Origin of the sequence: Aquimarina sp. MAR_2010_214 (assembly GCF_002846555.1) — a bacterium.
Taxonomy (GTDB): domain Bacteria; phylum Bacteroidota; class Bacteroidia; order Flavobacteriales; family Flavobacteriaceae; genus Aquimarina.
This window is the reverse complement of record NZ_PJMS01000001.1, coordinates 3011690-3033982: the sequence shown is the minus strand read 5'-3', so window position 1 is coordinate 3033982 and position 22293 is coordinate 3011690. Positions and strand designations below refer to the sequence as shown.

Annotated in this window: 20 protein-coding genes and 2 tRNA genes; 11 read left to right on the top strand and 11 right to left on the bottom strand. The window is 32.2% G+C overall.

What is annotated here, in order from left to right:
- Positions 1 to 747 precede the first annotated feature (747 nt).
- The gene (locus ATE84_RS12870) at positions 748 to 2484 is read left to right on the top strand and encodes a Na+/H+ antiporter NhaC family protein (protein ID WP_101448343.1); all 1737 of its coding nucleotides are present in this window, start codon (positions 748 to 750) and stop codon (positions 2482 to 2484) included.
- A gap of 341 nt (positions 2485 to 2825) precedes the next feature.
- Here the strand turns inward: ATE84_RS12870 and ATE84_RS12865 are convergent, their stop codons facing one another.
- A complete protein-coding gene (locus tag ATE84_RS12865; protein WP_101448342.1) occupies positions 2826 to 3221 on the bottom strand; it encodes an acyl-CoA thioesterase in 396 nt (131 codons plus the stop codon).
- A 90-nt stretch (positions 3222 to 3311) separates the two neighbouring features.
- Between ATE84_RS12865 and ATE84_RS12860 the strand changes: the two genes are divergently transcribed.
- Positions 3312 to 3941, top strand: coding sequence for an NAD(P)H-dependent oxidoreductase (locus ATE84_RS12860; RefSeq protein ID WP_101448341.1), 630 nt, complete (start codon positions 3312 to 3314; stop codon positions 3939 to 3941).
- 128 nt (positions 3942 to 4069) lie between these two features.
- Positions 4070 to 5275: a DegT/DnrJ/EryC1/StrS aminotransferase family protein gene (locus ATE84_RS12855; RefSeq protein WP_101448340.1), complete on the top strand. Its 1206-nt coding sequence runs from the start codon at positions 4070 to 4072 to the stop codon at positions 5273 to 5275.
- 12 nt (positions 5276 to 5287) lie between these two features.
- On the opposite strand, the gene ribB is transcribed toward ATE84_RS12855, so the two are convergent.
- The 9 genes from ribB to ATE84_RS12810 form a co-directional block, all read right to left on the bottom strand.
- Positions 5288 to 6439: a 3,4-dihydroxy-2-butanone-4-phosphate synthase gene (gene ribB, locus ATE84_RS12850; RefSeq protein ID WP_101448339.1), complete on the bottom strand. Its 1152-nt coding sequence runs from the start codon at positions 6437 to 6439 to the stop codon at positions 5288 to 5290.
- A 46-nt stretch (positions 6440 to 6485) separates the two neighbouring features.
- The gene (locus ATE84_RS12845) at positions 6486 to 7931 is read right to left on the bottom strand and encodes an LptF/LptG family permease (RefSeq protein ID WP_101448338.1); all 1446 of its coding nucleotides are present in this window, start codon (positions 7929 to 7931) and stop codon (positions 6486 to 6488) included.
- Positions 7932 to 8037: 106 nt separating this feature from the next.
- Complete coding sequence (locus ATE84_RS12840) at positions 8038 to 8673, bottom strand: outer membrane lipoprotein carrier protein LolA (protein WP_101448337.1); 636 nt, start codon at positions 8671 to 8673, stop codon at positions 8038 to 8040.
- A 51-nt stretch (positions 8674 to 8724) separates the two neighbouring features.
- Positions 8725 to 11220, bottom strand: coding sequence for a DNA translocase FtsK (locus ATE84_RS12835; protein WP_101448336.1), 2496 nt, complete (start codon positions 11218 to 11220; stop codon positions 8725 to 8727).
- A 67-nt stretch (positions 11221 to 11287) separates the two neighbouring features.
- Positions 11288 to 11656 carry a diacylglycerol kinase gene (locus tag ATE84_RS12830; protein WP_101448335.1) on the bottom strand — a complete coding sequence of 123 codons (369 nt, stop codon included), beginning with the start codon at positions 11654 to 11656 and terminating at the stop codon, positions 11288 to 11290.
- Positions 11657 to 11662: 6 nt separating this feature from the next.
- Positions 11663 to 12163, bottom strand: a complete 501-nt coding sequence (gene tpx / locus ATE84_RS12825; protein WP_101448334.1) for a thiol peroxidase — start codon at positions 12161 to 12163, stop codon at positions 11663 to 11665.
- A gap of 118 nt (positions 12164 to 12281) precedes the next feature.
- Entirely contained in the window at positions 12282 to 12539 is a 258-nt protein-coding gene (locus tag ATE84_RS12820; protein WP_101448333.1) for a hypothetical protein, read from the bottom strand.
- On the bottom strand, positions 12520 to 12834 hold the full coding sequence (locus ATE84_RS12815) for a co-chaperone YbbN (protein ID WP_101448332.1): 315 nt from the start codon (positions 12832 to 12834) through the stop codon (positions 12520 to 12522). The genes ATE84_RS12820 and ATE84_RS12815 overlap by 20 nt, the downstream gene beginning before the upstream one ends.
- Before the next feature lie 74 nt (positions 12835 to 12908).
- Positions 12909 to 13547: a peroxiredoxin gene (locus ATE84_RS12810; protein WP_101448331.1), complete on the bottom strand. Its 639-nt coding sequence runs from the start codon at positions 13545 to 13547 to the stop codon at positions 12909 to 12911.
- A gap of 280 nt (positions 13548 to 13827) precedes the next feature.
- Between ATE84_RS12810 and ATE84_RS12805 the strand changes: the two genes are divergently transcribed.
- The 4 genes from ATE84_RS12805 to ATE84_RS12790 all read left to right on the top strand — a co-directional run bounded on the left by ATE84_RS12805 (position 13828) and on the right by ATE84_RS12790 (position 18208).
- A complete protein-coding gene (locus ATE84_RS12805) occupies positions 13828 to 16062 on the top strand; it encodes a response regulator (RefSeq protein WP_101448330.1) in 2235 nt (744 codons plus the stop codon).
- A 122-nt stretch (positions 16063 to 16184) separates the two neighbouring features.
- Complete coding sequence (locus tag ATE84_RS12800) at positions 16185 to 17354, top strand: PLP-dependent aspartate aminotransferase family protein (protein ID WP_101451000.1); 1170 nt, start codon at positions 16185 to 16187, stop codon at positions 17352 to 17354.
- A gap of 3 nt (positions 17355 to 17357) precedes the next feature.
- Entirely contained in the window at positions 17358 to 18074 is a 717-nt protein-coding gene (bshB1, locus tag ATE84_RS12795) for a bacillithiol biosynthesis deacetylase BshB1 (protein WP_101448329.1), read from the top strand.
- 58 nt (positions 18075 to 18132) lie between these two features.
- Positions 18133 to 18208 (top strand) — tRNA-His (locus ATE84_RS12790).
- Between the two features lie 76 nt (positions 18209 to 18284).
- On the opposite strand, the gene ATE84_RS12785 is transcribed toward ATE84_RS12790, so the two are convergent.
- Positions 18285 to 19346 (bottom strand): M28 family metallopeptidase, encoded by a 1062-nt coding sequence (locus ATE84_RS12785; protein ID WP_101448328.1) that lies wholly within the window; start codon positions 19344 to 19346, stop codon positions 18285 to 18287.
- A 172-nt stretch (positions 19347 to 19518) separates the two neighbouring features.
- Here ATE84_RS12785 and ATE84_RS12780 point away from each other — a divergent pair.
- The 4 genes from ATE84_RS12780 (at position 19519) to ATE84_RS12765 (ending at position 22292) form a co-directional block, all read left to right on the top strand.
- A tRNA-Ser gene (locus tag ATE84_RS12780) sits at positions 19519 to 19603 on the top strand.
- A 442-nt stretch (positions 19604 to 20045) separates the two neighbouring features.
- Positions 20046 to 20357 carry a hypothetical protein gene (locus tag ATE84_RS12775; protein WP_101448327.1) on the top strand — a complete coding sequence of 104 codons (312 nt, stop codon included), beginning with the start codon at positions 20046 to 20048 and terminating at the stop codon, positions 20355 to 20357.
- A gap of 68 nt (positions 20358 to 20425) precedes the next feature.
- Positions 20426 to 21040 (top strand): TetR/AcrR family transcriptional regulator, encoded by a 615-nt coding sequence (locus tag ATE84_RS12770; protein ID WP_101450998.1) that lies wholly within the window; start codon positions 20426 to 20428, stop codon positions 21038 to 21040.
- Position 21041: 1 nt separating this feature from the next.
- Positions 21042 to 22292 carry a TolC family protein gene (locus ATE84_RS12765; RefSeq protein WP_101448326.1) on the top strand — a complete coding sequence of 417 codons (1251 nt, stop codon included), beginning with the start codon at positions 21042 to 21044 and terminating at the stop codon, positions 22290 to 22292.
- Position 22293 lies beyond the last annotated feature (1 nt).

Below are 22293 nucleotides of genomic sequence, written 5' to 3'. Positions count from 1 at the left end.
TAAAAAAAGCCTCTGGGGTATGAGGCTTATTAGGGTTTGGGGCGAAATTAATTTTTGGGGCAAAAAAAGACTAATTTTAGTTCAATGGGCTAATCAATATTTTAACTTCGTTATGCTTTTTTCATTTGTATACTTCAAAAGTATGTAGTTATCATAAAAATCTTACAAAATTACAATATCAAATATAACAAATAATCGTTAAAATACACAAATAATCGATTAAAAACATAATTACGTTAACATATTATTATAATTTACTTATAAGTATATCATCAAAAGTTATAATCTTGATACCATAAATGATCAAAAACAGAAGAAGAGACTTAATATTACTGTAGATAAAACATGTGCTATTTTGAGTAATATAATACAAAATAAAAAAGCCTCTGGGTATGAGGCTTATTAGGTTTAGTGGATAAAACAATTCTAATGAATTATTTTATTGGGACAAAAAAAGTCGCAAAACATTCAAACAAAAATTCCAATTTTTCCTTTACTTTTCTTGTTTCGCACTTCAAAGGTACATCATATCATAAATTCTACTTCAAAATCTTAGTGTAACAAAATTCAAAATATCGATAAAAAACAAATAACATCGATGAAAGCAAATTTATTTCTTCTACCCTAATATTTTGTACTTTCAGATTGGTTCATATTTATGTTCAAAAACAATTAAACTCAATGTAGACGTTGCATAACTTTTATTAATATCGTAACATTACATCCATAAAATTTCGAATTTAATATATGGAAAGTCAAAACATCACTCCTACTGATCCTCAAAACGAAGAAATTATTGAGAATAAAGAATTAAACATTTGGGAAGCGGTAATTCCGATTATGGCATTAGTAGCCATGCTTGCTTTTAATGTTTATGTATTTGGAGATGATGCTCTAAGTGGTAGTAATCAGTTTATTTTACTTTTGGGTGCCGCTGTAGCTGCCATAGTTGGTTTTTTCAACAAGGTATCATACAAGCAGATGATGGAAGAAGTTGCCAAAAATGTAAAATCAACTACTGGTGCTCTACTTATATTATTAATGGTAGGATCTCTAGCTGGTACATGGCTGGTAAGTGGTATTATTCCTTCTATGATTTATTATGGTTTGCAAATTCTTAATCCCACCATTTTCCTAGCCGCTTGTGTTGTTATTTGTGCTGTTATTTCTATTGCTACAGGAAGTTCCTGGACTACTTCTGCTACAGTTGGGATTGCATTAATAGGTATCGGAAGTGCTCTTGATATATCACTAGGTATGACCGCAGGAGCTGTATTATCAGGTGCTTATTTTGGAGACAAAATGTCTCCACTATCAGATACTACGAATCTGGCTCCAGCAATGGCTGGTGGAGAATTATTTTCTCATATAAAATATATGGCCTATACAACCATACCAACAATCATTATAACTCTAATCGTTTTTATTATTTTAGGGTTTACACAAGAGACTTCAGGAGTAGCTGATACTGCTCAAATGTTAACGGATATACAAAAATCGTTTAATATTAGTCCCTGGCTATTTTTGGTTCCGATAACTGTAGTTTTTTTAATTGTTAAAAAAACATCTCCTTTAATAGCGTTACTTACAGGAACCTTACTTGGTGGAGTCTTTTGTCTTATTTTACAAAGTGAAATAATTTGGCAAAACGGATTACGATATACGGTAACCAAAATACCTTCAGAATATAGTGAGTATATCGAATGGGACACTAACTATGATGTAAGATCTAATAATAATTACCAATCTCCTGGGAAATACGTTTTAAAACCTAAAACACAAGATATAACTCTTTTAAATGAAGTTGTACTCGATTTACCTTCATCAAATAAAAAGGTAAACCAACTTTTTAAAGAAAAAGTAATCATACGTAGTAAAAATGAAGTAGTTGGAGAATATATACTTCAGGCTAAACCAACTAATTATATACTTTCATCCTACTTTACTATAATGAATGCCATGACTGTAGATACAGCAATAGAAACCGCAAACCCAAAACTAAACGATCTATTTTCTTCGGGAGGTATGTCTGGAATGTTAGGCACGATATGGTTAATTGTATGTGCTATGGTTTTTGGGGGTGTCATGGACGCTATTGGAGCTCTGGCCAGAATTAGCAAAGCTTTATTAAATTTATTTGATTCTGTATTTGGACTTTTTGCAAGTACAGTAGTTAGTTGTCTTGCATTAAACGTTACTGCTTCTGATCAGTATTTGGCTATTGTAGTCCCAGGAAGAATGTATGCCAAAGCTTTTAAAGATAAAGGACTTGCTCCAGAAAATCTAAGTCGTACTCTCGAAGATTCTGGAACTGTAACTTCTGTTTTAATTCCATGGAATACTTGCGGTGCTTACCAAAGTGGAGTGCTTGGTGTACCCGTTGTAGATTATTTCTTTTTTGCCATTTTTAACTGGCTTAGTCCATTTATGACACTACTTTTTGCTGCCTTCAGAATTAAAATAAAGCAGCTAGTTCAAGACTAATCAAATAAAAAAACGAACTGCTTCGAAGCAAAATCGTTAAGATGATATCAAACATACGGCTATGTTACAATAACCAGAAAGCATAACTATACTTTTGTTTTGGTTCTTAGTATTTTTAAGTACCTAAAATCTAGATCTTATATTCTAAAGTTCTAATTATTAAAAACTGTCTGAAAAATCTATGTTATATTAGTCCGTCCATAGTTAAGGAATAAAACGAATTGATCTTTAACTCGTTTCTATTTTAGCCTGTTATAAACAAAAGCAAAAAGATTCAACGTTCCCAAATAAAACAGATACCTTAGTATCTATCGTCTAATCCAAAAAATGAAATAAAGAAGTTAATTATTTTCTACTATTGGAATTGGATTTTTATTATTATCTATGGCAACAAACTTAAAGTGCCCAGAAACGGCAAGTTCTCTATCCTTGCTATACATATCTTCTTTGTAGATATCAACTTTTACCAAACAACTGGTTCTTCCTACTTCTGCTATTCTTGCTACGAGTTCTATAATAGTTCCCTCGGGTATTGGTTTCTCAAAATCGATTTTATCTGTTGATATGGTAACCACCTTTTTTCTACTAAAACGAGTAGCACAGATAAAAGACACCTCATCCATAAGCTGTAACGCTGTACCACCAAATAAAGTTTCGTAATGATTGGTCGTATTAGGGAATACAGCTTTAAAGATTCTTGTTTCAGATTTGTTAATCAATTCTTCTATAGCATTCATACATTTGTGATATAGTTTTTTCTTATCATAATACTCGTCAAAGGTAAATCTTATCGTATTATCTTTGTCATATACTTAAAAAAACTTCGAATGAATATTATAGAAAGTTTACATTGGCGTTATGCTACCAAAAAATTCGATAATAAGAAAATCCTTTCTCAGGAAAAAATAGATATACTTACTGAAGCTTTTAATCTTACTGCCACTTCATACGGTTTGCAACCGCTAAAATTAGTGGTTATAAAAAATAAATCTTTACAAAAAGAGCTGACTCCACATTCCTGGAATCAGCAGCAAGTTGCAGACGCATCTCATGTGCTGGTATTTTGTATTGAAAATGTTGTTGGAGAACAGTATATTTCTAAACATTTTGACAATGTAAAAGCAATCAGAAATACTTCTGAAGAAATATTAAAACCTTTTAAAGAGCAGCTTGTTGATTCTTTTACTTATAAATCACCCGAAGAAATATTTAACTGGTCAGCAAAACAAGCGTATTTGGCTTTAGGAAATCTACTTACCGTATGTGCTATCGAAAAAATAGACTCCTGCCCTATGGAAGGGTTTATTCCTGAAAAATATGATGAAATCCTCAACCTTAAAGACTTAGGACTAAAATCGGTATTAGTTCTTCCTATTGGGTATCGAGCAGAAGATGATATGTTTGCCGAATTTAAAAAAGTAAGACGGCCTATTACAGACACAGTTATTACCATTTAAGATTTGGGTTATACAACTGAAATTAATTCTGTATAGAAATAATTAAAAAAATCTGAAATATCCGCAGTAAAATCAAAACTCTTTTCGGTATTTTTGCTGAACAGAGTTTTTAATTTAACACGATACCTATGCCTGGATTTGAATTATTTGGTGCTGAAGAACGAAAAGAAGTTCAAGATGTTTTAGATAATGGAGTTTTAATGCGATATGGATTTGACCCTATGAGAAACGGTCATCATAAAGCTTTAGAATTAGAAAAAGATCTGGCAAGTAGAATGCAATCCAAATATGCTCAGGTAGTTTCTAGCGGGACTGCAGCATTAACTGTTGCTTTAGCATGTGCTGGTATCGGATCTGGTGATGAAGTAATTATGCCAACATTTACTTTTGTTGCTAGTTTTGAGGCGATATTGTCGGTTGGGGCTATTCCTGTTTTATGTGATATAGATGATACTCTTACTTTGAATCCTAAAGCAGTTGAAGCATCTATTACTTCAAAAACAAAAGCAATTATGCCTGTTCACATGTGTGGATCTATGGCAGATCTTGCAGCATTAAAGGCAATTAGTGATAAACATAACCTTATTTTATTAGAAGATGCGTGCCAGGCTATCGGAGCCACTTACGATGGAAAACCATTAGGAAGTTATGGCGATTTAGGCTGCTTTTCTTTTGATTATGTAAAAACGGTTACCTGTGGTGAAGGAGGTGGTATCATTACTAATTCTGAAACCTATGCAGATCGAGCGCACAAATACCAGGATCATGGCCATGACCATGTTGGTAATGATCGCGGTGCAGAAACACATCCGTTTTTAGGGTATAATTATAGATTGTCTGAACTAAATGCGGCAGTAGGAATTGCACAATTAAGAAAGTTAGATCATACATTAGAGGTACAAGAAAAAAACTATACTACATTACGTAATGCTTTGGCAGCAGTTCCTGAGGTTTCTTTTAGAAGAGTACCAGAAACAGGAGTAGAAAATTATTCATTTTTAAATATTTTTTTACCTACAGAAGATCTTGCTAGAAAAGCACATAAAGCTTTGGGTAAAAATGGTGTAGACGCTTGTTTTTATTGGTTTGATAATAACTGGCACTACTACAAAAAATGGGAACATCTTTTAGAACCAAAATCTCTCAATAAGTTTTCTCAGGAAATACAACAAGGGCTACAAAAAAACAATCGATCATTTGATGCCAGTGATCGTTGGATGGGACGCACTATCTCTTGCTTAATCAAATTGAACTGGACTGAAGAAGAAGTAACAGAAAGAGCTTCAAAAATGGTTGAAGCTTTAAAAAGTATTCTCGTAAAAAGTGCCTTGTAAAACATCAGGTTTTTAATACCCTACATAGTCTACGATTTCTAGTCCATATCCAATCATTCCAACACGTTTTTGTTGAACAGTATTAGAGACTAATCGTAATTTATGAATATTAATATCATGTAGAATTTGCGCTCCTATACCAAAATCTTTGCTATCCATAGCAATTTTTGGTGCTTTTACTACATCTTTTCCATTCTGAATTTCTTTTAAAGCACTTAAACGTCCTAAAAGGTTAAGGGATTGACTTTCTTGATTAATAAAAATTATCGCTCCTTTACCTTCGGTATTAATACGCTGAAACATAGCATCCAGACGTTTATCCGCATTATTAGTTAGCGTTCCCAGGATATCATTATTAAACAAGGTAGAATTGATTCTGGTAAGTACAGGTTCGTTTTCTTTCCAAGAACCCAATGTCAAGGCAATATGCACTTGATCATTAGTTGTTTGTTTATAAGCTCTAAGTCTATAATTTCCAAAACGTGTAGTAATATCAAAGTCTTCTTTTTTCTCGATCAGAGAATCATGCTGCATACGATAGGCTACCAGATCTTCAATCGATATTAATTTAAGATCAAATTTCTTTGCAACTTCTACCAGTTGAGGTAAACGTGCCATAGTACCATCTTCATTCAAAATTTCAACCAAAATCCCTGCTGGTTTAAAACCTGCAAGTCTTGCTAGATCCACAGCTGCTTCAGTATGCCCTGTACGTCTCAATACTCCTCCATTTTTCGCTTTAAGCGGAAAAATATGCCCAGGCCTTCCTAAGTCGTGAGGTTTTGTATCCTCCTGGATCAATGCATTTATAGTCTTGGCTCTATCATGTACAGAAATCCCTGTTGTACAGCCATGTCCAATTAAATCGACCGATACCGTAAATTGGGTTTCATGTAAAACGGTATTGTTCTGAACCATCATATCCAGATTTAACTCCTCACAACGATCTTTTGTAAGTGGAGCACAAATCAATCCACGACCATGAGTTGCCATAAAATTGATCATCTCTGGGGTTACCTTTTCTGCCGCTGCAATGAAATCTCCTTCATTTTCACGATCTTCATCATCTACCACAATAATCACCTTTCCTTGCCGAATATCTTCGATAGCTTCTTGAATGGTATTCAGTTTCATTTTGTTTGTGGCATTAGTAGCTTGTGACATAATCATACTCTTAAATTATTACGGGCAAAGATATTTAAAAAGAAATCTATTTTTTGGATTTAGAAGATCGTTTTATAAAGAAATTCTTTATTGGTTGGATAAAAGTATCCAGATTAAAGATTCCCTGATCTGTAGTAGCTCTGTGTGTCAGGAATATACTTAACGGAAATATAATACATGTAGAAAGCCATGAGCCTATATATGGAGGAATTCCACCTTCTTCGGCACTGTTTTTAGCAAATATACCAATAAAATGATATGTCAAAAACAATACAACCCCAATTACTATCGGCAATCCTAACCCTCCTTTACGAATTATAGCCCCCAAAGGAGCTCCCACAAAGAACAATAATATACATGAAATTCCTAAAGCAAATTTATCATGCAATGACATTTCATATTTATTTAAAGCTCTTCTCCTAAAACTTAGGTTTTTTTGTGTCGAGTCTAATTTCCTTATCACTCCATCTGCATTAGAAGATGCAATCTGGTATATCTGTATTTTATCAAGTGTATTGAAATAATCTCTTATATCCAACGTATCATTACTTACTTTTGGAAGAGAGTCATTTATCTTAATATTTCTGTTTAATCCATCAACCCCTATCATTCTATTAATATCAACCGTCATATTCTTCACATTCTTATTAACTTCAATAGATAATGTATCTATCTCATTTTTTAGCTCATTAACATTAAGCATATTATACCCTTTACTATATTGCTGTTCATCCATATCTACATTACCCAAAGATGACAAATCTATATTAAGAACATATTTTTTAAAATGTGCTTTAGCAAATGGCAATTTATTTCTCTTTTGAGAAGAATTTGGTTGGATTTCATCATAATAATTACCATCATTAAGCACCAAAGTGATTAAATCAGAATTAATATTACCTTTTAACTCCCCTCCTACAGCTTTTATAACTGTAAAATTACCGGGTCTTGCTGCTTTTTTATGAATGATAACATCTCTAAGGAACTGATCATTATCACCATATTTTTCTGCTACTTTTATATTTATATCACCCAAATCATTAAACTGATTAGGGGTTATAACCATTGCTGGTTTTACTTTAACTATATTTTTACGAAGGTTTATAAATCTTTTCTCTGAAGAAGGGATTACTGTATTCGAAAATAGAAAGGCACCTATCCCAACAAAAAAGATAAAAACCGATAATGTTCTCATAGCTCGTTGTAAGGATATTCCAGAAGATTTCATCGCAGCGAATTCATAATTCTCGGCAAAATTCCCGAAAATCATAATAGACGTTAGTAAAATTGTAAGTGGCAAAACCATAGGAATCAATCTAGGTGTTGCAAACGTCAAAAACTTCAATATTACCGAGAAATCTAGATCTTTTCCTGCCAATTCTGATATAAACAACCAGATTGTTTGCAATAAAAGGATAAACATAATAATTATAAAGAGCGGAAAAAATGTCTTTACAAAAGTTGTTAAAATATACCTATCTAGAATCTTCACTCGTTTTCTATTTTCTAATCGCCAAAAATATACATTAATTAAAAACTAAAGAACGTGTGTAAATTTTTACACCCGTTCTTTTCTATGCTTTTATATTTTATTACTTCTAATCTAATCGATTGATATAATAATTTTCATATTTTGATTTATCAAATACAAATAATGTTTTTGAAAGTGGCTGATTAGTTTTGAAACTATTAACCGTAATTGTAACATTAGTACCATTATTTTGTTTCTGAATCATTTTGTAAATATGCTTTGTTTGCTTGTCAATACCAAGTAAAATTTCTTTTAAATCACTTTTTGAGTCAATCGGTATCAATTTTACATATTGAATTTTTCTACCTTTTACATCCTGAACAATATCCATTTTATAGGTATATCCATCTTCATAAAAAGTTAGCATTTTTGAAGGGGTTACACTGGTACCATCATCCTCATCTTGAGAAGAAATATTGATTTCTTCATCTTCTGGAACAATCACGTGCAACTTCTTACCATCATACATACGCTTAGTTCCCATAATATTAAGCAGGTATTTGTTTCCTTGTAATGTTACATCTCCTCTGGTTTCTTGAGCAACATTTTCTGCCTGATTATTAATAGAATATTTAAAGTTAATAACAATATTAGAGTAGCTATTTACTTTTTTAGAAACCTCATCCAAAAGGCCTTTGGCGTTTTGGGCTTGTGCAGTAGTTATGCCTAATACAAATAGTATAAATATTGCTTTTTTTATCATTTTATTTATTCTTCTTTAATTACTAATTATTACTACTATATTATCAGCATATTACTCACTATCAAGCAACTGCTGAAGTGAAATTAAATCAGGTACTAAAACCTGTCTTGCTTTACTTCCTTCAAAAGGGCCTACAATTCCTGCAGCTTCTAATTGATCAATTAATCGACCTGCTCGATTGTACCCTAATTTTAATTTCCTTTGTAATAAAGACGCCGACCCTTGCTGAGCTGTTACAATTACTTCTGCAGCTTCAGCAAAAAGTTTATCTCTATCCTTTTTATCTATATCAAGACCTGTGCCACTTTCTTCACCTACATATTCGGGCAACAGATGCGCATCTGGATATGCTTTTTGACTACCAATATAATCTGTTATTCGCTCTACTTCTGGTGTATCAACAAAGGCACATTGTATTCTTACAATATCATTCCCTTGTGTATACAACATATCTCCTCTACCAATTAATTGATCTGCTCCTCCTGTATCTAAAATTGTACGAGAATCTATTTTAGAAGTTACTCTAAATGCAATTCTTGCAGGGAAATTAGCTTTAATCATACCTGTTATTACATTTACAGATGGTCGTTGGGTAGCTATAATAAGATGTATCCCAATTGCACGAGCCAATTGAGCCAATCTGGCTATAGGAGTTTCTACTTCTTTTCCTGCGGTCATAATAAGGTCTGCAAACTCATCTACTACCAGTACAATATATGGTAAAAATTTATGGCCGTTTTCAGGATTTAGCTTCCTTGCTTTAAACTTTACATTATATTCCTTAATATTTCTAACCATTGCTTGTTTTAACAGATCATACCGAGCATCCATCTCGATACACAAAGAATTAAGTGTATTAATCACCTTTGTATTATCTGTAATAATAGCCTCTTCTGTATCTGGTAATTTGGCCAAGTAGTGTCGTTCGATCTTATTAAATAAAGTAAGTTCTACTTTTTTAGGATCTACCAAAACAAATTTTACTTCTGCGGGATGTTTTTTATAAAGCAGCGATGTAAGTATCGCATTAAGTCCAACAGATTTTCCTTGTCCCGTAGCTCCAGCCATAAGAAGGTGAGGCATTTTGGCAAGATCAACTACAAATGTTTCATTCGAAATCGTTTTACCCAAAGATAATGGCAATTCCATTTCTGCGTTCTGAAACTTTGAAGATGAAATTGCAGATCGCATTGATACAATAGTAGCATTCTTATTGGGCACCTCTATACCAATAGTTCCTTTACCAGGTATCGGAGCTATTATACGAATTCCTAAAGCCGCCAATGATAACGCGATATCATCTTCTAAATTCTTAATTTTAGAAATTCTAATTCCGGCTTCTGGTACAATTTCGTATAATGTTACTGTAGGACCAACTGTTGCCTTAATTTGGGCAATTTCAATTTTATAATTCTTAAGTGTCTCTACAATTCGATTTTTATTTTCTTCTAACTCGCCCTGATCAATTGTAATTCCTCCTGATTGTGTGGTATAATCCTTTAATAAGCTAATTGCCGGAAATTTATAGTTTCCTAGCTCTAATTTTGGATCAAATTCACCAAAATCTTTAACCAATTTAGCACTTAAGTCTCCAACTACCTCTTCTTCTATTGTAGTTTCGACCTCCATTGCAATGTCTTCGGGATTATCTTCTGATTTTATAATTAGTTTCTCAGGAATCTCATTATCACGGTTATTCGGATCTCCATAAAAATCATTGATTGTAGGGTTTAATGTAACCTCCTCTGTATTGTTATCTTTTTTAATCGTATCTTCTTTCTCCTTTTGTTTCTTGTCCTCATGTTTTTTATTAAAATCTTTAGATTTAGCAATAATTGAATCTATTCTTTCTTTAATACTAGAGCTAGAATTATCTGAAGCAGGAGTTGATACTGTTTGTTTATGATTTGTTTCTGGTGTTACTTCAAAATCCTTTGCTATAGCCTTTTGGGTGTTTTTTAAAGAATCAGATATTTTCTCAGGAGTATATCTTAGTCGCACAACAATATACACTATTGCAAAAAAGGCAAGTACAAGAACTGTACCTATAAAACCTATATAGTCTCTTAAAAAATCATTAGTTTCATATCCTATAATACCAGCCAATAATCCTCCATCTTTCTCTACAAAACCCAAAACAACTGACACCCAAAGCATTACTAATCCACCCCAAAACCAAAACCCAAATAGTTTTTTTTTATTGAGATCAAAGAATAAATACACTCCTGTCAATGAAGTAAGTACAGGGATAACTAATGCAGATATCCCAAATCCTTTAAAAATAAAGAAATGACTTACTGTAGCTCCAAATTTACTCAACCAGTTTTTTGGAGATGATGTCCTATTATAAAATTGTGATATTTCACTTTGATCAATTTTCCAATTAAAGAAAAACGAAACAAATGCAAAAAATAGTCCTATCCCTAAAAAGAATAAGAAGCTACCTAAAACAACTTTTTGTTGTCTTGATAGTGTAAATTTTTCTTTTAGTGGTGTTTTAGGTTTTTTTGTTGTCTTCCTTTTTGTGCTTACCTTTCTTTTGGCCATTTTTTGGGTATCTTATCGCAAAAATACGAATATCTATATTGGAACGTAAAAATGCCTGAAAAATTTTCTAAACTAAATAAGGGATATAAATTAACAATCCAATTATTATAGCCGTAATTGCCGCAATAAAAACAGCTCCCGCAGCTATATCTTTTATAAAACCTATTTTATTATGAAAATCCGGGTGAATAAAATCAGCAATTGCTTCGATTGTAGTATTTAGCCCTTCAACACTCATTACCAATCCAATAGCAAAAATTTGCAAAATCCACTCGATCGAAGTAATATCAAAATAAAAACCTAAAATTGTCATTAATACTGCAACTCCAACCTGTACTTGTATACTTGGCTCTGTCTTTACCAGTAACAAAGCTCCTTTAAAAGCATAACCGCAACCTCGTAATCTACCCGTTACAAATTTTAATACCTTACTCATAAGATATTACGACAATATTGCTAGTGCTGCAGAATAATCTGGTTCCTGCACAATTTCTGGCACTTGTTCTGTGTACAATACGGTTCCATTCTCATCAAGAACGATAACTGCTCTAGAGTGTAACCCTTGTAATGGTCCATCTACAATCTCTAGCCCATAGTTTTTTCCAAACTCTCCTGTTTTAAAATCAGAATGATTAATTACATTTTCTAATCCTTCTGCTCCACAAAAACGCCCTTGAGCAAAAGGTAAATCGCGTGATACACAAAGTACTTTAGTATTTGACAAATTGCTTGCTTCCTTATTAAATGCTCGTACTGAAGCTGCGCAAATTCCTGTATCTACAGAAGGAAAAATATTTAAAACCACTCTATTCCCTTTATAATCAGATAATTTTGCAGTAGATAAATCAGCATTCACCATCTCAAAATCTGGTGCGTTTTGTCCTACTTCTGGTAAATCCCCACTAGTGTGGATTGTATTTCCTTTTAATGTTATTGAAGCCATAATAAATGATTGTTGTTTTAAGAGTTATAAAATTAGTAAGATTATAGTGTAATATTAATAAAGTTTTTAGAAAATAAAAAAACCTACTATGGATATATTAAGCAGGTTTTTTTATTTTTCAGGTATCAATAGACCCAAGGACTCTTTTCATGAAGCTGTTTAGAGCTTCTTTTTTTGGAGTACCTTCTTTAATCATTTTATCAACCTCTAGAGCTCCATACATATTAGAGATAAGTTCTCCGATAACATCTAGCTCTTCATCTTTTAACGAAGGCACTTCTGTTAAAGCTTCTAGGGTTTCAATAGTTTCTATAATAAAATCTTCATCGTTTTCTTCGATAAAGCTTGTAAGGTGCTTAATTACCGGTAACTTCATCTACCAAATTTTTTAGAATATCAAATTTATTAGTTTGAACCTGATTTACAAAAGCTCCGCCTTTGAATGTAGCAAATGTTGGAAGATTATCTACCGTAGCAAGTTTTCTAGATTCAGGATATTTTTCAGCATCAACAATAACAAAAGTTGTATCACCATTCTCTGAGGCCAGTTTTTTGAATTTTGGTTTCATAATCCTGCAATTACCACACCAGGTTGCAGAATACTGCACAATTACAGTATTATTATCTTGTATAAGCTGAGAAAGATTGTCTGCCGCAAGTTCTTGTACCATACTATTTTGAATTAAAGTTTTAAAAAACTTCTCCGAGCACTAATCTCGGAGAAATTTCTAATTGGGATTATCAATTAATGAGCTGCCAAATAAGAAGCTACTCCTTTTCTATCTGCATTCATTGCATCTTTTCCTTCTTCCCAGTTTGCTGGACAAACTTCTCCATTTTTTTGCACATGTGTATACGCATCGATCAATCTCAAAAACTCTGCTACATTTCGGCCAACAGGCATGTGGTTTATTCCTTCATGAAAAACAGTACCTTCTTCATCGATTAAATAAGTCGCTCTATAAGTTACATTATCTCCTTCTACAGTTACAACACCAGTTTCTTCATTATAAGTTTCATTAGCGATATCAAGAATTCCTAATGTACTAGAAAGATTACGATTAGAATCTGCAAGAATCGGATATGTTACTCCTTCTATACCTCCATTATCTTTAGAAGCATTTAACCATGCAAAATGAACTTCTGGAGTATCACAAGAAGCACCAATTACAATCGTATTTCTCTTTTCAAATTCATTTAAAGCCTCTTGAAAAGCATGTAATTCTGTTGGACAAACAAATGTAAAATCCTTAGGGTACCAAAAAAGTAGTACTTTTTTATTTTTGTTCTTAGCTTCCTCTAAAACGTTAATCTTAAAAGTATCTCCCATATCGTTCATTGCATCAACGTCCAGATTTGGGAATTTTTTACCTACAAATGCCATTTTTTTATTTTTTAAAATTTATAATTGATTAATTTTTTTGACAATACAAATATACACGTACTTACAGAACAATAATTGCTATGTAATTTTAATTATTTATATTTAGATAGTTTTTTCTAATCATATAAAAATTTCTTATAAAACGAACCAAATTCCTACAAAGACACTTGTTTACCTACAAAAATTACGGATAAATAGCACTTTTTTTACGGTGAATTACACTATGTTAAATCTATTTTTGTATTTTCGTCAACGTAAATAAACCAAGAATTATTGAGCGTTGAAAAATTTTATTCAACATATAATAGTAATATTTTTAATAAGCTTTACTCTTACTGTACAATCTCAATCTTCTATAACTTCTGATAGTATTCAAAGTTATATTGAAAAGGCTGAGAAATTACAGGAAGAATACAAGTATGAGCAATCTTTAGAGATAGCTCAAGCTGCCCTTCATTATGCGCAATACAATAATGATGACAAAAGTCTTGGGTATATAAACAATATTATTGCTAAAAATTATGAAACTAGTGAGGATGACAATGAGGCAAGAAGATATTATCGAAGAGCATTAACCTATGCCCGAAGTTCAAAAAGTGAAGCACTAGAAACAGATTTATATAATAACCTTGCAAGAGTATTCACCAAACACAACCTTACACGTAAACAAGGAGTAGATTATTACAAGAAATCTTATGAATTTGCAGTAAGATTAAAAGATACCATAAGAATGATCCGCCCGTTATTAAATCTTGGAGAATATTATATTTCCAGAAATGACTTTGACAGTTCTTATGAATATTTAGCACCAGCAAGAAAGTTAATTCATCAAAAATCCTCTAATCTTGATAAAACCAAATTAAATAGTCTTTTAGGAAAGTACTTCCTAAGTGTACGAGAATTTATAAAATCAGAAGAATATACAGATAAGGCGATATCATACGCTATTGGCGAAACTAAAAATAAGAAAAATAACGACGAACTTATTTCTAGATATTATGAAGAATTAGCCTCTGCCTATGAAACCAAGTCCGGTCTATATGTTAAACAAGATGATTATCGAAAAGCATATGACTATCAGAAAAAACAATTTCAAAACATATTACAAGCAAATAGCCATAAGAAACTAAAAGAGCTTAGACGTGCTAATATAAAATATGAGGTTGATGTTTTTGAAAAAAGGGCAAAAAAAGCAGAATCAGAGAAAAAAGAAAGTGACTCAGAAGTTGTAAAATGGAGGATCAGTATTATTCTGGGCATTATATTAATTCTAATATCATTAGCTTTCTTAATTAGTGCTTATAAAAACAACATACAAAAGAAAAGACTTAACAATGACCTAATTGACAAAAACAAGGAGTTAATAAGTGCCAAAGAAACTGCAGAGCAAGTATCTACTTTAAAATCCCAGTTTATCTCTACTGTAAGTCACGAACTTAGAACACCGCTCTATGGTGTAATTGGTCTTACCTCTTTATTAATGGAAGATCCTGATAAAAAGAAAACCAATGAATATCTAGAGTCTTTAAAATTTTCTGGTGATTATCTTTTGGCCTTAATCAATGATGTTCTACAATTGAGTAAAATAGAAACCAATGAAGTTAAACTCGAAAAGGTTTCTTTTGACATAAGAACACTAATAGAAGGAATTGTTAACTCTCTTCATACCAAACAAAAAAGTAACAACAATACTGTTCATATTGATATAGACAAAAAAATAAATACTACTTTACTAGGAGATTCGGTAAGGCTATCACAAATATTGATCAACCTGATAGGTAATGCTCTTAAATTTACCAAAGATGGGAATATATGGGTTAGTGTTAAATGTATTGATAGCAAGGATGACAACTACGGTTTACGTTTCATTGTTAGAGATGACGGAATAGGAATACCTAAAAATAAGCAACAAACAATTTTTGACAATTTTGCTCAGGTAAAGAACGAAAATCAAGAATATGAAGGTACTGGATTAGGGTTAGCAATTGTTAAAAAACTAATTCATCTTCATGATAGTGAAATTCATATAAAGAGTAAAGAAAATAAGGGATCTGAATTCTATTTTGATCTATATTATGAAAAAGCTGTAAAAGAACAAGAGATTTTATTAAAGACAGGAGAAAATTTAAGTATCGGGACAAGTAATTTCTATGTTCTTATTGTAGATGACAATAAAATAAATCAAATTGTTACTCAAAACATTCTAAAAAAGAAAGGATATACCTGTAATATTGCAAACAATGGAATGGATGCAATCAAAATGTTAAAAAATGAAAAGTTTGATTTGGTATTAATGGACATAAATATGCCTGAAATGAATGGCCTAGAAGCTACCAAAGTAGTACGAACTTTTAATCCCAATATCCCAATTATAGCATTAACAGCTGTTGAAGAAGGAGAAATAAGAAACCAAGCTTTATCAGTAGGCATGAATGATGTAATCATTAAACCATATGACACCCAGCAATTCTTCCAGACAATAATGAGAAACATCTCAAAAGTAAAAATGATATAGCCTAGTTAAAAAAGGCGAAACGAAATCTGCAATATCTAGTCATTTAATCTGTTAAATCTTATTTGATTTCTTCTGAAAATCTTAATTTAGATGCGATAACTATAAGATTTACTGCATTCACTATGGACACAAAAAACATGGGGTTTAATACCATCTGCACTCACCTTGGCGAAATCAAAGATGAACAATTTAAAGGAGCTATATCACCGATATATATGTCTACCTCTTATGCTTTTGAAGATGTAGATGTAAAACGTTATCCGAGATATTTTAATACTCCCAATCAAGAAGCATTATGCAAAAAAATAGCTAAACTTGAAAAAGGAGAATCTTCTCTGATTTTTGGTAGCGGTATGGCAGCAATAAGCACTACACTATTTGCATTTTTGCAAAAAGGAGATCATATTGTTTTGCAACGTACACTCTATGGAGGAACTGCTAACCTTATCAATGAAGAGTTTGAAAAACACGGCATAGAATTTTCTTATGTAGATGCTCATACCCCAGAAGGTTTTAAACAAAAAATACAACCCAACACCAAAGTAATTTATATAGAAACTCCTTCTAATCCTTTGCTTACAATTATTGACATTAAACCTATTGCAGCGTTAGCAAAGGAAAATAATATTGTTACTATTATAGACAACACCTTTGCATCTCCTGTAAATCAAAATCCAATTCTATTAGGTATAGATATCGTTATTCACTCTGCTACCAAATATCTGGGAGGTCATAGTGACATCCTTGCAGGAGCTGTCATTTCTACCGAAAAAAATATAGATCAGGTATTTCAGGTTGCTAAGAACTTTGGCGGCAGTTTAAGCGACTTTACGGTATGGATGTTAGAGAGAAGTATAAAAACATTAGGGATTAGAGTACAACGCCAGAATAAGAACGCTCTAAAGCTTGCTAAATGGCTTAAAAAGCATGAAGACATCGCTACAGTCTATTATCCCGGGTTGAAATCGCATCCTGACCATGAAATTGCAAAAAAACAAATGACTGGTTATGGTGGTATGCTATCTTTTGAATTAAAAGAAGGTTTGGATGCCAGTAAGTTTCAAAAAGAATTAAAATTAATTAAAAGTTCTATGAGTCTTGCCGGGGTCGAAAGCACTATGCTATCCCCTACTCTTACCTCACATGCTTTACTTACCGAAGAAGAACGAAATTTACAAGGGATTAAAGATGGATTATTGCGATTTAGCGTAGGTATAGAAGAAAAAGAAGATTTAATGCAAGATATACAACAAGCCATAGAAAAAGTAAAAGTCCCAGAATTAGAACATTAAAATATGAAGTTAGATATTCTAGCCATAGGAGCTCATCCTGATGATGTAGAACTAAGTTGCTCAGGAACCATAGTCAAAGAAGTTAGTAGAGGTAAAAAAGTTGGAATACTGGATCTTACCCGAGGAGAATTAGGAACAAGAGGTACTCCCGAAATTAGAGATCAAGAAGCAAAAAATGCTTCTGAAATCTTAGGAGTTGTCACCCGTGAAAATCTAGGTTTTAGAGATGGGTTTTTCGTAAATGATCAGGATCATCAATTAGAAGTCATAAAAAAGATAAGAAAATATAAACCCGATATTGTACTTTGTAATGCAATTATAGATCGCCATATAGATCATGGCAAAGGAAGTAAGCTAGCTAGTGATTCTTGTTTCTTGTCGGGATTAAAAAAAATTGAAACTACTCTTGATGGTGTGAATCAAGATCCCTGGAGACCAAAACAAGTGTATCACTATATCCAATGGGCTAATATTGAACCCGATTTTGTAGTGGATATTAGTAATTATATTGATAAAAAGATAGAAAGTGTAATGGCATACACCTCGCAATTTTATGATGCCGGTAGTAAAGAGCCTGTTACTCCCATTTCAAGTAAGAATTTTATAGAAAGTGTAAAGTATCGTGCTGCCGATTTAGGACGAATAATAGGTGTACACCATGCTGAAGGCTATACCGTAGAACGCTATGTAGCAGTCGATTCTATTTTTGATTTAATTTAATTCAAAAAAATGTTTGTAGAAAGCTAGAAATACTTTATTTTTGCACCCGAAATTAAATGGTGGTTGTAGCTCAGTTGGTTAGAGCATTGGTTTGTGGTACCAAGGGTCGCGGGTTCGAATCCCGTCTTCCACCCTTAAAATAAAAAAAAGCTCTTTTTCAAGAGCTTTTTTTATTTTTATCATGATACACCTTTTTACGTTAACACCTTATCATTCGCCTTCTTTAGCAGCCCCATCGACTATAATTCTTTCTGTTCTATTTGCTACCTCCCAGGCCGTATAAAATATCAACTTAGCTCTTTTAGTCATAAGCTCATATTCTATTTTATCTGCCGTATCTGTTGGTTTATGATAATCCTCATGTACTCCATTAAAATAAAATATGATAGGAATATTATGTTTTGCAAAATTGTAATGATCACTTCTAAAATAAAATCGGTTTGGATCATTTTTAGCATTATATGTATAATCCAAATCCAATTTAGTATGCTCTGTATTTGCTTTTTCGCTAATATTATGTAATTCTGTACTTAATCGATCACTACCTATCAAGTACACATAGTTATTTTTATCCTCCCCCTCATGTTTCTTATCAATTCTTCCTATCATATCAATATTGAGGTCTGTTACTGTATTTTCTAAAGGAAAAACAGGGTTTTCTGTATAAAACTTTGAACCATACAATCCTTTTTCTTCACCGGTGACATGCAGAAATAAGATAGATCTCTTTGGACCAAATCCATCTTTCTTTGCTTTCATAAATGCATCTGCTATTTCTAATAAACTTACGGTCCCAGAACCATCATCATCGGCCCCATTATGAATATTACCATTTTCATCAGTTCCTACATGATCATAGTGAGCAGAAATTACAACAATCTCATCAGGTTTTTCTGTACCTTCAATAAATGCTAATACATTCTCTGAAGATTTAATACCTCCTCTAAAATAGCTTTCGGGTATTTCCTGATAATAATCATCTCCGCCTAAAGGAGAAGGGATACCCATCCTTTGGTATTGTTTTTTTAAATATTCTGCTGCTTTTTTCTGACCTGGCTCTCCTGTATCACGCCCTTCAAAATCATCACCCGCAAAAACGTAAAGGTAATCTTTTAGTTCTTTGGCCGTAATACTTTCTGCATAAGTTACTGCTGGTAATTCAGTATTCACATTTGTTTGTGAATCGATCTTACGAATATCAGTTTTAGATTTTTGCGAAGTTCCACAGCAATAAACTATAAATGAACTGATTAGTAATAAAGTGTTTTTCATGTAATTATTTAATTATGAACCTACAATATACTCAATTCACCCTATATGTATATGAGAATGTTTTCTTAAAAAAACATTCCTTAAAAATTATTTTAATTTTTTTCTTTTTAGAATTAAAAAAGGTCTTATATTTGCACCCGCATTCAGGGAATACCTGATGAGACTAAACACTGGAGAATTGGCAGAGTGGTCGAATGCGGCAGTCTTGAAAACTGTTGAGGGTCACACCTCCGGGGGTTCGAATCCCTCATTCTCCGCTAAGGATTTACTAAATCCCAAAAAGCCGATAAACATTTTGTTTATCGGCTTTTTACATTTTCTTTAGCATCAAATAATATTATACAATATCAAATAAAAAGTGCAGTATTCGGTGCATAAATTTTTATAATAAAATATGCACCTAATATTTTGCTAATTATTAACAAACAATAGCTTACATATAATTCGCGTTTCTATTTTTTTGTGCTTTTATATGGAACAAAATCCACGTACCAATACGAACTACATTCTTCATCCTATTTTACCCAAGAGGAAATTATACTGATAAAAATGGCAATGCCCCCTATTTATCTGAGAATTACTGTAAATGGTAAACGAAGTGAGTTTAGTATTAAAAGGAAGAGTCTTTTGACTAAATGAAATCCTGAAGAAGGAAAAGTTCGTGGTACTACCACTAGTGTTCGTGAACTAAATAGATATATGGATTTTATTAAAGTTAAGATTCATAAAATACATGAGACATTATCCGACAATCAAGAATTAATAACGGCAGATATTATAAAGAGTATTTATCAAAGTAAAGGAATAAAGTATAAAATGCTCCTTGAAATTTTTCAAAACCATAACGATAAAATAAAACGCTTAGCAGGAAAAGAGTTTGCACCTAGTACAATAGATCGATATAAGACAGCTAAGAAGTACGCTGAAAATTATATTGCAAATGAAGCTCTTTTTACAAAGTGGAGCTTTTCGCGAAATGAAGTGAAATATGCTGAATCAGTTAAAACATAGTTAATTCAGTTAGCTAAATAATGTTTTTTGTATATTTGTTAACCAAATGGTTAAACCATATAGTTGATATGAAAAAAACAAAAGATGAAAATACCGAAGAACAAATACTTGACGCTGCAAAAAATATATTTCAAGCTAAAGGAATGGATGGAGCTAGAATGCAAGAAATAGCCGACAAAGCTGGCATCAATAAAGCCATGCTACATTATTATTACAGAAGTAAACAATTGCTTTTCGAAGCGGTATTTAAAAATGCTTTCTCATTATTAGCACCTCAATTAAATGCAATTTTAAATGACGACTCATCTATTGAGGAAAAAATAACAAATTTCACCACAAACTATATTTCATTCATTATTAAGCACCCATATTTACCAAATTTTATCATCCAAGAACTTAATAGGAATCCAGACTTCATTTTAAAATTAATGGACAATAAAGGCTTTCCCAATCTTGATAAATTCAAAAAACAGGTAAATGAGGAAATTAATAAAGGTATTATAAAACCCATAAGTGCAAAACAATTATTCATTAACATTTTAGCACTTAATATTTTTCCATTTGTTGCCAAACCTTTAATCATGGCTTTTACAAATACAGATGATAAAAACTATAAACAACTTATGGAAGACCGTAAAACGGAAATTTCCAATTTTATCATCAATTCTATAAAGAACACATAAAATGAAATGCTTAATAATCATTCTTATAACTATAATAGCACTTCCTAGTATGGCGCAACAAAGCATCACATTAGAAGAGTGTTATGATTTGGCGACTGTAAATTATCCTTTGGCAAAACAAAACCAATTGTTGGAATCACAAAACCAATTGGATAATGCGGTTATATCTACTGCCAAATTACCGCAGTTGAGTTTCGATGCACAAGCAACTTATCAATCTGATGTAATTGAGGTTCCTATTCCAAATTCTAACATAGAATCTTTAAACAAAGATCAATATCGTGCTACACTTTCTGTAAATCAATTGATTTATAATGGAGGGTTAACAGATGCTTCGTTAAAGGTTAAATCTGCTCAGTTAAAAACAAAGCAAAAACAAGTTGAGGTCAGTTTGTATCAGTTAAAACAGCAAATCAACCAGCTATATTTTTCTATTCTATTATCCCAAGAATCCGAACTGTTATTAAACGCTAAACAAGCACAATTACAAGCCAAACATAAAGAAGTAAAATCTGGTATTAAGTATGGGGTTATTTTACCCTCTTCGGATAAAATTTTAGAAGTCGAATTATTAAAAATAAGTCAGCAGTTTCAAGAATTAGAAAGTAATAAAACAGTACTTATTCAAACACTTTCAAGTTTAATAAGTCAGCCATTGGACACATCTACTCTTTTTCAAAACCCACTTATAGAAATACAATTACAAACAGAATTAACTAGACCTGAATTGGAATTATTTCAGCTTAAAAAAGAAGAAATTGATAATTCAGAAAGCTTATTGTCTAAGCAAAACTCACCTAAACTACTAGGGTTTGCAATTGGTGGTTACGGTAATCCAGGTTTGAACATGCTCGATAATTCATTTCAAACTTTTTATACGGTTGGCATTAAATTGAATTGGAATGTGTTCGACTGGAATTCCAACAAAAAACAACGCCAATCCTTATGCATCAATAAAGACATCGTTAATACTGAAACCGCAACCTTCAAACTGAATATCAACATCGAGTTGAACCAGCAACAAAAAGAAATCGATAAAATTGAAGGCCTTATTACTTCCGATTTTGAGATTATTAATCTTAGGAAAGACGTATTACAAACTGCCGATTCGCAACTTAAAAATGGTGTGATTACTTCATCTGCATATATTACAGAACTCACCAATTTATATGAAGACGAAAACACATTGGTAAAACATAAAATTCAATTGCAACTCGCAAAAGCAAATTACAATATCATTAAAGGCCAATAAA

Coding starts and splice junctions, on each gene's coding strand:
- ATE84_RS12865 (WP_101448342.1), bottom strand. CDS start 3,221: ATGAATGCTATAGAAGAATTGATTAACAAATCTGAAACAAGAATCTTT.
- ATE84_RS12815 (WP_101448332.1), bottom strand. CDS start 12,834: ATGGTACAAGAACTTGCGGCAGACAATCTTTCTCAGCTTATACAAGAT.
- ATE84_RS12785 (WP_101448328.1), bottom strand. CDS start 19,346: ATGAAAAACACTTTATTACTAATCAGTTCATTTATAGTTTATTGCTGT.
- ATE84_RS12765 (WP_101448326.1), top strand. CDS start 21,042: ATGAAATGCTTAATAATCATTCTTATAACTATAATAGCACTTCCTAGT.
- ribB (WP_101448339.1), bottom strand. CDS start 6,439: ATGTCACAAGCTACTAATGCCACAAACAAAATGAAACTGAATACCATT.
- ATE84_RS12840 (WP_101448337.1), bottom strand. CDS start 8,673: ATGATAAAAAAAGCAATATTTATACTATTTGTATTAGGCATAACTACT.
- bshB1 (WP_101448329.1), top strand. CDS start 17,358: ATGAAGTTAGATATTCTAGCCATAGGAGCTCATCCTGATGATGTAGAA.
- ATE84_RS12830 (WP_101448335.1), bottom strand. CDS start 11,656: ATGAGTAAGGTATTAAAATTTGTAACGGGTAGATTACGAGGTTGCGGT.
- ATE84_RS12800 (WP_101451000.1), top strand. CDS start 16,185: ATGGACACAAAAAACATGGGGTTTAATACCATCTGCACTCACCTTGGC.
- ATE84_RS12775 (WP_101448327.1), top strand. CDS start 20,046: ATGGATTTTATTAAAGTTAAGATTCATAAAATACATGAGACATTATCC.
- ATE84_RS12770 (WP_101450998.1), top strand. CDS start 20,426: ATGAAAAAAACAAAAGATGAAAATACCGAAGAACAAATACTTGACGCT.
- ATE84_RS12835 (WP_101448336.1), bottom strand. CDS start 11,220: ATGGCCAAAAGAAAGGTAAGCACAAAAAGGAAGACAACAAAAAAACCT.
- ATE84_RS12820 (WP_101448333.1), bottom strand. CDS start 12,539: ATGAAGTTACCGGTAATTAAGCACCTTACAAGCTTTATCGAAGAAAAC.
- ATE84_RS12860 (WP_101448341.1), top strand. CDS start 3,312: ATGAATATTATAGAAAGTTTACATTGGCGTTATGCTACCAAAAAATTC.
- tpx (WP_101448334.1), bottom strand. CDS start 12,163: ATGGCTTCAATAACATTAAAAGGAAATACAATCCACACTAGTGGGGAT.
- ATE84_RS12810 (WP_101448331.1), bottom strand. CDS start 13,547: ATGGCATTTGTAGGTAAAAAATTCCCAAATCTGGACGTTGATGCAATG.
- ATE84_RS12855 (WP_101448340.1), top strand. CDS start 4,070: ATGCCTGGATTTGAATTATTTGGTGCTGAAGAACGAAAAGAAGTTCAA.
- ATE84_RS12870 (WP_101448343.1), top strand. CDS start 748: ATGGAAAGTCAAAACATCACTCCTACTGATCCTCAAAACGAAGAAATT.